At 46.6% G+C, this 13,247-nt stretch carries 13 protein-coding genes; 8 read left to right on the top strand and 5 right to left on the bottom strand.

Translation table 11 applies throughout. The annotated features are described in order from the left end of the window. Positions 1–67: 67 nt before the first annotated feature. Positions 68–1,540: a sodium/proline symporter PutP gene (gene putP / locus P397_RS0107835; RefSeq protein ID WP_035414108.1), complete on the top strand. Its 1,473-nt coding sequence runs from the start codon at positions 68–70 to the stop codon at positions 1,538–1,540. A 50-nt stretch (positions 1,541–1,590) separates the two neighbouring features. Here putP and P397_RS0107830 read toward each other — a convergent pair whose 3' ends face one another. Both P397_RS0107830 and P397_RS0107825 read right to left on the bottom strand, forming a co-directional pair. Next, positions 1,591–2,388, bottom strand: a complete 798-nt coding sequence (locus P397_RS0107830) for a class I SAM-dependent methyltransferase (RefSeq protein ID WP_051523916.1) — start codon at positions 2,386–2,388, stop codon at positions 1,591–1,593. A 42-nt stretch (positions 2,389–2,430) separates the two neighbouring features. Continuing rightward, positions 2,431–2,745 (bottom strand): hypothetical protein, encoded by a 315-nt coding sequence (locus tag P397_RS0107825; protein WP_012370605.1) that lies wholly within the window; start codon positions 2,743–2,745, stop codon positions 2,431–2,433. Between the two features lie 217 nt (positions 2,746–2,962). Between P397_RS0107825 and P397_RS0107820 the strand changes: the two genes are divergently transcribed. From P397_RS0107820 to P397_RS0107810, 3 genes are all read left to right on the top strand, one after another. Next, positions 2,963–3,442, top strand: a complete 480-nt coding sequence (locus P397_RS0107820; RefSeq protein ID WP_028106097.1) for a GNAT family N-acetyltransferase — start codon at positions 2,963–2,965, stop codon at positions 3,440–3,442. Positions 3,443–3,537: 95 nt separating this feature from the next. After that, complete coding sequence (locus P397_RS0107815; protein WP_026832758.1) at positions 3,538–4,236, top strand: queuosine precursor transporter; 699 nt, start codon at positions 3,538–3,540, stop codon at positions 4,234–4,236. Positions 4,237–4,329: 93 nt separating this feature from the next. Next, entirely contained in the window at positions 4,330–4,686 is a 357-nt protein-coding gene (locus P397_RS0107810) for a PilZ domain-containing protein (protein WP_028106096.1), read from the top strand. Between the two features lie 187 nt (positions 4,687–4,873). Here the strand turns inward: P397_RS0107810 and P397_RS0107805 are convergent, their stop codons facing one another. Continuing rightward, the gene (locus tag P397_RS0107805; protein WP_028106095.1) at positions 4,874–6,547 is read right to left on the bottom strand and encodes a glycoside hydrolase family 13 protein; all 1,674 of its coding nucleotides are present in this window, start codon (positions 6,545–6,547) and stop codon (positions 4,874–4,876) included. Between the two features lie 219 nt (positions 6,548–6,766). On the opposite strand from P397_RS0107805, the gene P397_RS0107800 reads away from it, so the two are divergent. From P397_RS0107800 to P397_RS0107790, 3 genes are all read left to right on the top strand, one after another. Then, a complete protein-coding gene (locus P397_RS0107800) occupies positions 6,767–7,384 on the top strand; it encodes a hypothetical protein (protein ID WP_028106094.1) in 618 nt (205 codons plus the stop codon). A 76-nt stretch (positions 7,385–7,460) separates the two neighbouring features. After that, positions 7,461–8,255: a thymidylate synthase gene (locus P397_RS0107795; protein ID WP_028106093.1), complete on the top strand. Its 795-nt coding sequence runs from the start codon at positions 7,461–7,463 to the stop codon at positions 8,253–8,255. After that, entirely contained in the window at positions 8,252–8,731 is a 480-nt protein-coding gene (locus P397_RS0107790) for a dihydrofolate reductase (RefSeq protein ID WP_028106092.1), read from the top strand. Before P397_RS0107795 ends, P397_RS0107790 begins: the two co-directional genes overlap by 4 nt. A gap of 93 nt (positions 8,732–8,824) precedes the next feature. Here P397_RS0107790 and P397_RS0107785 read toward each other — a convergent pair whose 3' ends face one another. Both P397_RS0107785 and fumC read right to left on the bottom strand, forming a co-directional pair. Next, complete coding sequence (locus P397_RS0107785; RefSeq protein WP_028106091.1) at positions 8,825–10,345, bottom strand: GGDEF domain-containing protein; 1,521 nt, start codon at positions 10,343–10,345, stop codon at positions 8,825–8,827. Between the two features lie 79 nt (positions 10,346–10,424). Beyond that, positions 10,425–11,819, bottom strand: coding sequence for a class II fumarate hydratase (gene fumC / locus P397_RS0107780; RefSeq protein ID WP_028106090.1), 1,395 nt, complete (start codon positions 11,817–11,819; stop codon positions 10,425–10,427). Between the two features lie 116 nt (positions 11,820–11,935). Here fumC and P397_RS0107775 point away from each other — a divergent pair, with 116 nt between their 5' ends. After that, entirely contained in the window at positions 11,936–13,243 is a 1,308-nt protein-coding gene (locus tag P397_RS0107775) for a hemolysin family protein (RefSeq protein ID WP_028106089.1), read from the top strand. The last annotated feature ends 4 nt before the right edge of the window (positions 13,244–13,247 follow it).

The raw sequence follows: 13,247 nt of genomic DNA, 5'->3' as shown, positions 1-13,247 counted from the left end.
ATCGATTGTGCTTATTTGACAGATGAATGAACAGCGCAAAAAAAAGATTATTGGAGGCTTTATTGTTATGACGCAAGAATGGATTTCAATCAGCTTGTATCTGGTCATGATGCTTGCCATCGGCTACATTGCCTACAAGCGAACGACAAACACAGAAGATTATATGTTAGGTGGTCGGGATTTAGGACCGGGTGTCACGGCACTATCTGCCGGAGCATCCGACATGAGTGGTTGGATGTTGATGGGGTTACCTGGAGCGATGTATGCGACCGGTGTATCCGCTCTATGGCTCGCCTTAGGTTTATTGATCGGGTGTTACGTGAACTATTTGATTCTTGCCCCACGTTTTCGTCTTTACACGGAAATGGCAAATGACTCGATTACGATTCCCGACTTTTTAGAAAATCGTTTCAAAGATACGTCACGTGTCTTACGGACTGTTTCTGCAGTCGTTATTATCGTTTTCTTCACGTTTTACACATCAGCTGGTATCGTATCCGGCGGTAAATTGTTCCAAAGCTCATTCGGCTTTGATTACCACTATGGTATGCTCTTGACGATTGCGGTCGTCGTCGCCTACACGTTGTTTGGCGGTTTTCTCGCAGTCAGTTGGACCGATTTCGTCCAGGGTTGTATCATGTTCATCGCACTCGTCCTTGTACCGATTGTTGCTTTGACAGACGTCGGCGGTATCGATGGGGCGTACAGCTATGCAGAGAACTTAGATCCGACATTATTTGATCCACTAAAAGGAACAACTTTCCTTGGAATCATCGGATTCCTCGCTTGGGGACTCGGCTACTTCGGACAACCCCACATCATCGTCCGCTTTATGGCCATTCGTTCGGTCAAAGATTTGAAAAAAGCACGTCGCATCGGAATTGGTTGGATGTTCGTTTCAATTCTCGGTGCCATGATGACAGGACTGGTCGGAATTGCTTACTTTGAGGGACAAGGAAATGGTCTCGGCGACCCAGAAACCGTCTTCATCCGTTTTTCTGATGTCTTATTCCACCCGTATATCACTGGATTTTTGATGGCCGCGATTTTGGCGGCAATCATGTCGACGATTTCGTCACAGCTCCTCGTCACATCAAGTGCTTTGACAGAAGATTTTTATAAAACGTTCTTAAATAAAAAAGCGACGGATAAACAGTTGGTCTTGACTGGACGGATTGCCGTCTTAGTGATCGCCGTCATCGGTTCCGTTTTAGCCTGGAATCCGTCAGCGACCATCTTGTCGCTGGTTGGTTATGCCTGGGCTGGTTTCGGTTCAGCATTCGGTCCGATCATCCTGCTTTCACTTTACTGGAAACGAATGACGAAACAAGGTGCGCTTGCCGGTATGTTGTCAGGTGCCATTACGGTCATCGCGTGGGTCCAACTTGGCCTCAGTACGACGCTGTATGAAATGGTTCCCGGATTCTTTACAAGCTTACTCTTTACCGTCGTCGTCAGTCTGTTAACGAAGCAACCGGTTGAATCGGTTCAAGACAAGTTTGACGATATGGAAGAAGAACTAAAAGAAGCTGTTGAATAACTGATGTTCCTTAAAAAGCTCTTCGCAGATTGCGAAGAGCTTTTTTGATCCTATAATTCAATGACCCCGTAATGAAGCTTTGACGATTTTCGTTTGATTCGTACAAAACCGAACCGTTCAAACAGATCGCTTTCAAAATGCGCTTTTAAGACGATGCGTTGACGTGCCACACGCTTGGCTTCCTTCATTACCTGTTCTGTCAATGTCTCATAATTCGCCAGCTGTCGTAATCCATCCAGATGAGTGGATTCCGAGACGGTTTTTTCAAACATCGGATCAAAATAAATCACATCAACCGACTTGCTTGAAGACTGTTCTAAATAGGTGAGATGATCCAGTTGTTGCACCTCGATGCGCCGCATCGCCTCAACAATCGGTGGATAGCCCTCCACCCATTGCTGTAACCCTTCCCGCACGATCAGAGCGGTCGCCGCCTTACTTTCTATCCCGGTCACCTGACCCGATGCTCCGACCGCATGGCTCATGACAATCGCATCCGCCCCGAGTCCCAATGTACAATCAAGAACCGTCATGCCTTCCGTCAAACGGGCGATCGCAATCAATGGATCATGTCCGTTCGCATCAAATTGTTTGATGCGGAAGACGGCACTGGACGGATGAAAGAAAAATGAACTTTCCGCTCCGGTCGGATAATACTCCAAACGGTTTTTATCGACGACGAGCACAGGACAGTGATACATTTCCTGAAGCGCATGCAGACTCAGCTTTTTCCGTGCAACGATTTGAAAATCCATGTCCTGTTCCGTTGCAGCCAAGTGCTGTAATCGAGTTCTTACATCGTCGGTTGGTCTGAGACATGTTGTTAATACAATCTGTTCTTTGGTCAAAACGATTCACTCCCAGAAAAAAATAAGCTAGCGCAGGCTAGCTTATTTCTTTTTCTTCAATAACCCTTCGATGTCTTCGATGAGTGCTTTTTTAGAAATCAAGTCTTCTTGCTTTTCTTGTTCGACTTTTGCGTCAACGGTCGTCCGTTGTAACAAGGCTTGCAACGTTTCGTCGATGCTTGATTTCAGGTGATCACGATCTTCTTTGTTTAATGCGAGATCGTGACGAACTTCATCACCTTGTTCATCCAGTTGGCGTAAACGTTCCGTCAATTGTTTCGCTTCCCGATTTAAATCGGAATATAAACGTTCAATTTGCTCTAAGCGTAATTTGATGCCATCCCGTTCAGTGAACACATTTCCCAACCCCTTCCAGTATACAGATGTCTACATCATTACTTTACCATATCCACCGCCAAATAAAACAATCACAATCCGTTTACAACTTGGTTATTTCGTATGTCGGGTGTCCTTCTTCCTTTCATCTTCCATTCCGGCTATCTTTTGCAATTTCTTTCCTGAAGTCGCTATAATGAATGAGCAGAATGAATTGCGATCAGAGGAGGACAACGTCATGGATTTAAAACGTCGAACGCTGCGTCACGTCGACCAGATTGAATTCGAACATTTCTTAAAATACGGCGAACAGGCGTATGGATTAACCCGCCAAGAAATTCAAGGTTACGATCATGAACTCGGGGTTGAACGTGCTTTTGATTCTGTTGAACACAGTTATTCGGAAGACTTTTACTACGATATTCTTGTCGACGATCAACTGGTAGGCCGGATCCTCTTGTTGAAAATGGGACATTACTTTCAACTGGACTTGATGATTTTTGACTCCTTCAGTGGGCGCGGTTACGGTACACAAGCCGTTCAACTTGCGTTGCAAGAGTCCGGTGCACTTGATATTTATGAAGTACGTGCACGTGTTTTGCCGACATCACCCCATAAAGAAATTGCTTATCACATCCTTACGACCAACGGATTTGTACAACAAGAACACTACTTTAGCAAAGGACGCCGCAAGCGTTATTCGCTTCAACGCCCTTGATGTTAAGCCGACGCCTATTGACGTCGGCTTTTTTTGACAGATTATCAAAAAGAGCGTAGAATTTTTCTTTGTATGAATCAGAAAGGAGTACGCACATGAATGAATGGTTATGGTTTCCTTCCATCTTAATTACGATGGGATTGTTATTGCTCAGTTACCGTCTGTTCGGTAAAACCGGTCTGTTGATGTGGATTGCCATCGCAACGATCATTGCAAATATTCAAGTCACCCAACAAGTCGAACTTTATTCTTATATTTTCACATTAGGTAATGTCGTTTACGGCAGTTGCTACTTGGCGACCGATATCTTAAATGAAAAATACGGCAAAAAGGTGGCGCGACAAGGCGTGTACATGGGGTTCTTCTCCTTGATCACGACAACTCTTTTAATGCAATACAGCTTACTGTATACCCCGCTCAATGATGCCTTGGCTGACGATATGTCGAACTCCTTGCATCTATTGTTCGGTTTGCTGCCTTGGATTGCATTTGGCAGTTTATCCGCATATCTTGTTTCCCAACTGTTTGATGTGTTCATCTACTCCAAAATTCGCCAAAAGACGGGCGAAAAGAAACTTTGGTTACGTACGACCGGCTCGACGGTCTTAAGTCAGTTCATCGATACGTTGACATTTTGCGCCATCGCTTTTCATAACTTACCGTTTGAGATTTGGTGGCAGATTTTTGTGACGACCTATCTTGCGAAGTTCGTCATCGCTTGGGTCGCGACGCCGTTCATGTATGTCGCCAAACGAATTCATCCGACGCCTCCAGCAAAAGATGCAGCAGCGTAATTGCTCCATCATGTGATTTGTTGCCTCCTCCTTAAATTTCGTCTAGAAGAAAATGCGTTTTTGACGGATAATGGAAAATAGGAGGTGGTCTTCTTGAAAATCAAACGAAATGAGTCGTTTCGTTACCAATTCACCGAACCCATCACGGGTGAATTTTATCTTGTCAAAGAAGGGCGCCGGACACCCGCTGGATTAATGAAAATCCACAACATTTCTCCGAGCGGCATCGCCATTGCAACCCCTTTGAAGCTCCCGCTCACTCGCTCCACTTCGATTGTCGTCGAATTTTCCTTACTCAGCGGGACCGAACCACTTAAATTGACCGGACGCATTTTGCATGAAAAAATGGTCTCGGCACAACGTCTGTATGGTTTACATCTCGAGACGACAAAAGAAGAGCAACAACAAATTATCGAGGCGATCAAACAAATCGTCAAGCAGACACAGTAAACTCAACCTCATTAGTCGTCTTAATCAAACATTTAGGCAGGGAGGCAGATCTTCAAGGTCTGCCTCCTTTCCTTTTCGCACGTTGGACGTTGATCCAAACAACCAAGCCCGCTTTTCTGTCCGTCGAAGGAAGAAAAGCGGGCTTTGTCTTTGAGAGACGACATAACGTCGCTCGGGTTATTGTTTCTTAATGATGGGTCCGGTAAACAATCGCTTCATACGGTCGGAGCGTCAGTTGCTCGTCTGTCACATGTGGTGCATCGCTGTAGTTTCCAATGACTCGATCTGAAGAATCGTGTGTCACCGGCACGATTGTGTCTTCCGTCGCAAATGAGCAGTAGATATACCAGGTCTGATTTTCGTATGTGCGTGTATACGCATAGATGTGCGGCGCGTCTTCTAAAATCAAGGCATATTCTCCGTAGACGATTAAATCATGTTGATGCCGCAACGCAATCAGTTGTTTGTAATAATAGAAAATCGAGTCAGGATCCTGTAAAGCCTTTTCAACATTGATGGTCGGATAGTTTGGATTCACCTTCAGCCAAGGCGTTCCCGTCGTGAATCCTCCGTGCTCAGTCGCATCCCATTGAATCGGTGTCCGTGCATTGTCGCGCCCTTTTACATGAATCGATCGGAGGAGTTCCGCCGGTGAAGCTCCTTGTTCGGTCCGTTCTTTCCACATGTTCCGAATTTCAATGTCTTCGTACTCCTCAATCGATTCGAACGCAACATTCGTCATCCCGATTTCTTCTCCTTGATAGATGTACGGTGTTCCTTTCAACAAATGGAGCAATGTCGCTAACATTTTAGCCGATTCGACCCGATATGTCGTATCCTCTCCGAATCGACTGACGACACGTGGCTGGTCATGGTTGTTCCAGTATAACGAGTTCCATCCTTTTTCATGGAGGGCGACTTGCCACTTCGTGAAATTCTGCTTCAGTTTCTGCAGATCAAACGGTTGGACGTCCCATTTTCCGCCTGGACCGGAATCCAAGTCCATGTGTTCGAACGTAAAGACCATGTTGACTTCTTTTCGTGCCGGATCGGTATAGAGAATCGCGTCTTCCGTCGTCGCCCCCGGCATTTCTCCGACTGTCAACACATCATAATTACCAAACGAGGCATCGTTCATCTCTTTCAGGAACTCGTGAATGCGTGGACCATTGATGTAGTGTTGACCCCCTTCTCCGTACAACGCACCGGGAGGAACGGTCGCATCCGGCAGACCCGGTGTTTTCGAAATCAAATTGATGACGTCCATTCGGAAACCGTCAATGCCACGATCTAACCATCGTGTAATCATCTGATACACTTCCTGGCGCAACTTTTCATTTTCCCAGTTTAAATCAGGTTGTTTTTTCGAGAACAGGTGTAAGTAATATTCGTTTGTCGCTTCATCCAATTCCCACGCCGGTCCTGAAAAAATTGATCCCCAGTTGTTTGGCAACGTCCCGTCTTCGTGGGCACTTCTCCAAATGTAGTAATCGCGGTACGGGTTATCCTTACTTTTCCGGGACTCCGCGAACCAGGCATGCTCGTCGGAAGAATGATTGACGACGAGGTCCATCACGATTTTGATGCCGCGTTCATGCGCTTGATCCAACAGACGGTCAAAGTCCGCCATTGTTCCGAATTCATCCATGATAGCTTCATAATCGCGAATGTCGTACCCGTTATCATCATTCGGTGAGTCATAGACCGGACTCAACCAGATGACATCAATCCCCAGTTCTTTTAAGTAATCAAGTTTTTCAATGATTCCGACCAGATCCCCAATACCATCACCATTGGAATCATTAAAGCTGCGCGGATAAATTTGATAAACTACGCTGTCATGCCACCATTTACGTTCCATTGCTTGATCGACTCCCTTGTGAACGATTAATGCAAGCGATTGCATTTATTTTTAAAAGCGCTTCCATTTATTTCATCGACATCGTATCACGAACGACATGACGAGAACAAGGAGATTCCCTCATTTCCATACGGTATACTGAACATATACTCAAGTGGCGAGTGACGTTTGAATCCCTGCCATTGAGGAAAAATGATTGAAGAAGGGAGGCGTTCCGTCATGTACCGCCGCTATTTATTATTTCTAGTTTGGACCATCGCCATCGTATTTATTGTCGTCTTCGGAAATAACCGGGTTTTCCCCGATGGTTTCCTGTTATCGTTTTTGCGTTTTGATCAAAGTCAATTTGATACATCCGCTCTGAGCTTATTTACATTACTCGGCATTTATCCGGCTGCCTTTTTTATGCTCTTTTTAGACGAAAAGCGTTTCTTGAAGCCTTCTCCGATGCTGGCGAGTTTTGGTGCTTTCGTATTAGGCTCATTCATTTTGATGCCGTATTTGGCACTGGCGATTCCGCGAAAAACATTTTTGCCGTTTCGCCGCCGAAAATTCATCCCCTATCTCGTCGCTATTCTTGCCATTCTGTCGGCAGTCGTCATTTGGCTCGCACTCGCCCGGTCCGACTGGTCGATTTTTCAGATTTACTTCATGACCAATCAGTTCGTACGGACGATGACCGTCGATCTCGTGATGTTCTACATCCTGCAACTGTTCATGCTGCACCGAATTCGAGTTCGACAAAACAATCAGCTCGGTTGGCGGGACGTCGTGCCGTTGTTCGGTTTGTTCAGTTATTTGTTCCGCCGTCATCTTCCGACTTCGTCCGAAGTTTGATTCCCTCCAACCGGTTGATTCCCCCCAATGGATTCGGCTACAATAGGAAGATAGCTTTTATAGGGGGATTGTATTCATGAAACAGTACCATCAACTTTGCCACGAAATCTTAACGAACGGCGTCAAAAAAGAAGACCGCACGGGAACCGGAACGACCAGTATCTTTGGTCATCAGATGCGGTTCCCTTTGCAGGATGGATTTCCGATGGTGACGACGAAAAAATTACATATGAAGTCGATTATCCATGAGTTGATTTGGTTTATCTCGGGTGACACCAACATTTCATATCTTCAAGAAAACGGCGTCCGGATTTGGAACGAGTGGGCGGACGAAGACGGGAATCTCGGACCGGTTTATGGCGCCCAGTGGCGTTCTTTCCCGAAACCGGATGGATCGACGGTTGATCAGTTGGCCGATGTCATTGAGCAAATCAAGACGAATCCGGATTCTCGTCGTCTGATTGTCAGTGCTTGGAATCCCGGTCAATTAGAAGAAATGGCCTTGCCGCCCTGCCATCTGCTGTTTCAATTTTATGTCGCGAACGGAAAGTTGTCGTGCCAGCTTTACCAACGGTCTGCCGATGTCTTTTTAGGTGTTCCATTTAATATCGCTTCTTACGCTTTGCTGACGCACATGATTGCTCATGTCTGTAAGCTTGAAGTCGGGGATTTCGTGCATACGTTAGGGGATGCGCATATCTATTCGAATCATCTCGATCAGGTAAATCTTCAATTGAGCCGGACACCAAAACCGTTGCCGACGATTCGTTTCGCCCGGGATGTTGAACGAATTGAAGATTTTACGTTCGATGATATCATCATCGAAGGGTACGATCCGGATCCACACATCAAAGGAGTGGTCGCTGTATGATTTCTCATATCGTCGCCTATTCGACAAATCGGGTCATCGGTCGTGATAACGATATGCCTTGGCACCTTCCGGCCGATTTGGCACACTTTAAAAAAACGACGTACGGCAAGCCGGTCATCATGGGACGAAAAACGTTCCTCTCGATCGGACGTCCGTTACCGGGACGTGAAAACATCGTCATCACCCGGGACCCTGATTTCCACGCAGACGGCGTGACCATATGGCATGATCTGTCGTTACTTGATGCGTACGTCGATACGGATGAAGAAGTGTTTTTGATTGGGGGCGGTGAACTGTTTCATCAAACGTTGTCACGTGTGAGTCGGATCTATGCGACGGAAATTGATGCCGTCATCGCAGGAGACGTCTATTACCCGCCGCTGCCGGACACGTTCAGGCTGGCAGAAAAAACGTCATACACCAAAGATGACCAAAATCCGTTTTCGTTTGTCATTAACCGTTACGACCGGACATGACGGCCATCTGCCCTGATTCGAACCGTTTGACATGACGGACGATACGAAAAGAATCCAGACTCCTGTTCTCAGGAGGTCTGGATTCTTTTTGATTCAGGGTAAACGAATGATCCATTGGCGGATTTGTTCTTCCAATTGATCACGGTCGAGTGGCGAGAGACAATAGTCCGTCACACCACGTTCCAAGGCGTGTCCCAATACCTGGTTTTCTTCCGGAGCAATCGCAATCGCTTCAATGATTCCTTCTCGGGACTGTTTCCATTCATCGAGCAGTTTGAAGTCATTTGCCGCCAACTGATGCAACGGTAACACACACAGTTGAAGCGGGGCACAGGTCGTTTCCTCGTAAGGTGTGACCTGAAAATGATATTTCGCATGATCCGGCAACGCAAGTGGCGCCAACTGTTCAAATGATTGTGACTCAATCTTAATCAATGCCGTGATTTTTTCTTTTGCAGTCGACGTCGTGTACGCTGCCACTTGATTTCTGCCGTTTCGTTTGGCTTGATAAAGCGCCTCATCCGCTTCCGATGTCATTTCTTCTAAATCCATCGTCGGATGGTCGATGACTGTCAGACCGATCGATACGGTGATTTTCAAGCCGTTCGGGAACGTATGCCGTTCGATCCTCGCCCGGACTTTTTCCATCATATCGGCTGCGTGGTCCGCATGATCTGCACTGAACAACAACATAAATTCTTCGCCGCCAAAACGGATCAGTTCATCTTCTTGCCGGATGGCTTGCTTCGTTAAGACAGCGAGTTCCGCCAATACTAAATCTCCTGTCGGATGACCATGTAAATCATTAATCCGCTTGAAATGATCCAAATCAAAGATTGCCAAAGCAAACAATTGATCGTCCCGTTCAAGACGCGATGTGCGCCGTCGGTACGCATTTTGGAGATATTTCCGGTTAAACGCTCCGGTCAGTTCATCGACTAAGATCGTCGAAGAAACCGTTCGTAATTTCCGCAAAAGTCGCTTCAGACGAATCTGCCGCTCCTCGATTTGTACGGTCTCATCCCAGTAATCGTCTGTCCCGAGTGCGTAACATGATTGGCGGACAGATGCGTCATTTGGCCCGATGATGATCAGTGGGATAAAAGAAGCTTCGACTTTTTTAATCAATTTGTGAACTAGAGCCTCATCGGTCGTCCGGATGATATCATGGTCGATGAGCATCGCATCGACATGTAAGTCATAACCCACTTCGAGTGTATCTTCGATTGAACCGAAAAAACGTGTCATATACCGTTCATTTTCGAGCGCCTTCTTCCATTGAATGTTATCTAAAAACCGTTTGGTCACGGAAAGAATCATCTCTTTCCGAATGACTTTTTTACGGCTCCGTGCCGAAAGATGATCGATGACCGGAGCAAGCAGTTTCTCGATTTGCTCGTGTGTGACTTCTTCCGTTTCATCCTCCAGCTCAATCGCCCATCGCGCGGCTTGCCGTTCAAAAAAGTCAGCTTGATCTTGTTTGCTAAATCGTTTTAACCACTGCGAAAAAACAAGTAATTCTGCTTTAGGAACAGATTTCATCCGAAGCAGCCGTTCCACCATGAGAATGGTTTGATGAATTTGCTTTTCAGTTTCTTTTTGTTCGGTTTCCACGAGCCTTCCCCCTCTTTCTATACAGTCGAAAAACAGCAAATTCGACTGAAGAGAAAACGAGGGAATCCCTCGTTTTCGATCAAGCTTTTAAGTTTGGACTGACCATATCAGCTGGAACAATCCATTGCTCGTATTGTTCTTCTGTCAAAAGACCCGTTGCGAGTGCCGCCTCTTTTAAGGTTGTACCCTGTTTATGCGCCGCCTTAGCAATCCGAGCTGCATTTTCATAGCCGATATGCGGATTCAGCGCTGTCACCAGCATCAATGATCGTTCGACGTTTTCGGCAATGATGGTCCGTTCCGGCTCGATGCCGATTGCACAGTGATCGTTAAACGAATGCAGAGCGTCTGTCATCAGGCGGACAGACTGGATGAAGTTATACATGATGACCGGTTTGAAGACATTTAATTCAAAATTCCCTTGGCTCGCCGCAAAACCGATTGTCGCATCATTTCCAAGTACTTGTGCCGCGACCATCGTCAAGGCTTCACTTTGCGTCGGGTTGACTTTCCCGGGCATGATCGAGCTGCCGGGTTCGTTTTCCGGAATCGTGATTTCACCGATTCCCGCACGTGGACCGGATGCTAACCACCGGACATCATTGGCGATTTTCATTGCATCCATGGCGAGCGCTTTGATCGCACCATGTGAAAAGACGAGTTGGTCATGACTTGTTAAGGCGTGGAATTTATTTTCCGCACTGACAAACGATTTCCCCGTTTCCTCGCTCATCTTTTCGGCCGCCCGGTCTCCGAATTCCGGATGGGCATTGATTCCGGTTCCGACTGCCGTTCCGCCAATCGCAAGCTCCGTCAACGGCTCTAACGTCAACTCAATCATCTTTTTCGATAATTGCAACATCCGGACCCATCCACTGATTTCTTGACCTAACGTAATCGGTGTCGCGTCCTGCAAGTGGGTCCGTCCAATCTTGACGATGTCGGAGAAGGCTTTTGCCTTTTCATCGAGTGTCGCCTGAATCGCATCAACGGCCGGCAACAGCTGATCGATGACGATTGTCTTCGCTGCGATATGCATCGCCGTCGGATATGTATCGTTTGAGCTTTGTGATTTGTTAACGTCGTCATTCGGATGAATGACTTGCTCGCTTCCACGTTCACTTAATTTTCGTGTCGCGACACGCGCTACGACTTCATTGACGTTCATGTTCGACTGTGTGCCGGACCCCGTTTGCCAGACGACGAGTGGAAATTCATCGTCAAAATGTCCAGCGATGATTTCATCACACACTTCCGCAATGACTTCCGCCTTCTCCGCATCAAGGACACCTAAATCACGATTGGCTAACGCCGCTCCCTTTTTTAGAACTGCAAACGCCCGGATGATTTCGATTGGCATCTTTTCCGTTCCAATCTTAAAGTTTTCCAAGCTCCGTTGTGTTTGTGCTCCCCATTCTTGTGCTTGTGGGACACGAATTTCCCCCATCGTGTCACGCTCTAATCGATATTCCATGTTAAAGTCCCCCTTTATCTGCTGATACATTAATAGTTTAACGGAAACCGGTCCGAATGGGAATGATGGAGGCGAGTTTGGGGAATAGTTTGTTATCGAAAAGGAGTGAATGCTTGATGTGGTTAATTAATTTAATGATTGTCCTCGTTTTGATCTTGGCAAACGGTGTGTTTGCAATGACGGAGCTCGCCTTGCTGTCATCAAAAAAACAAAAACTCCAACAGTATGCGGACGACGGAAAAAAGTCGGCCCAAATCGCGCTTGATTTCCTCGAACGTCCAACGGACCTGTTATCCACTGTACAAGTCGGTATCACGTTGATCGGTATCATCAACGGTGCCTTTGGTGGTGCTGCCTTGTCGGCCCCTTTAATTGACTGGTTGTCCGGTTTTGACTGGCTTGCCCCTTACGCGAGCACCGTCGGTTATATGGTTGTCGTTACGATCATCACCTATTTATCGCTTGTCATCGGTGAACTTGTCCCAAAACGGATTGCTCTTGTCAGTCCGGAGCGTGTCACGATGGTCTTGGCTCAGCCGATGCGTTTTTTCTCAAATGTTTTAAAACCGTTCATCTTCATCTTAAGTAAATCAACGAGTGTTATTTTTCGACTGATTGGTCTGGATCGACTTCAAACGGAAGATGAAACGGAAGATGAGGTCAAACAACTTTTGATTCGCGGTACAAAAGAAGGAACCTTTGCGACCTCTGAAGCAGAACAAGTTTCACGTGTGTTCGCCTTTCACGATCAGCTGGCCTATGAGCTGATGGAACCGCGCACCGTGACCGAATGGATTGATTTGACGGACTCTCCGGAACAGATTTTAAGCGATTTACGACGAGCGAAACACCGGAATCTTCCGGTTGGACATGGTGATTTGGATCATTTTGTCGGCTATATCGATGCAAAAGAAATTTTGGCTGCCGATCAACCGACTACCGTCATCGAATCGTTAATCCGGACACCGCTTATTGTCCCCAAACAATTACAAGCAACGGTCTTGCTCGAACGGATGCGTAAAGAGACCGTCTCAATTGCTTTTGTACTGGATGAGTACGGCGGGTTTTTAGGAATGATTACCTTATTTGATATCCTCGAAGCCTTTGTCGGTGAAATTTCGACTGTCGAAGAAGAACCCGAGCTCGTACAACGGAGTGACGGGTCGTATCTTGCCGACGGATTACTGCATATTGATGATTTAAAACGGACCATTGGCATCAAAACAGATTTGCCGGGTGAGGAAAAAAACAGCTACCATACGGTTGCCGGACTCGTCTTATATCTCCTCGGCGAATTTCCGGTCCGAGGCAGTCATGTCGTCAGCAACGGATACCGCTTCGAAGTCGTCGATCTGGACGGGCGACGGATTGATCAAATTTTAATCGAACCACATGAGACGACGGACGGCGAAACGTCGTCATAAAAAA

The sequence above is a fragment of the Exiguobacterium undae DSM 14481 genome, assembly GCF_000620805.1.
Taxonomy (GTDB): domain Bacteria; phylum Bacillota; class Bacilli; order Exiguobacteriales; family Exiguobacteriaceae; genus Exiguobacterium_A; species Exiguobacterium_A undae.
The sequence above is the reverse complement of the archived record's forward strand: the minus strand, read 5'-3'. Positions and strand labels throughout refer to the sequence as shown.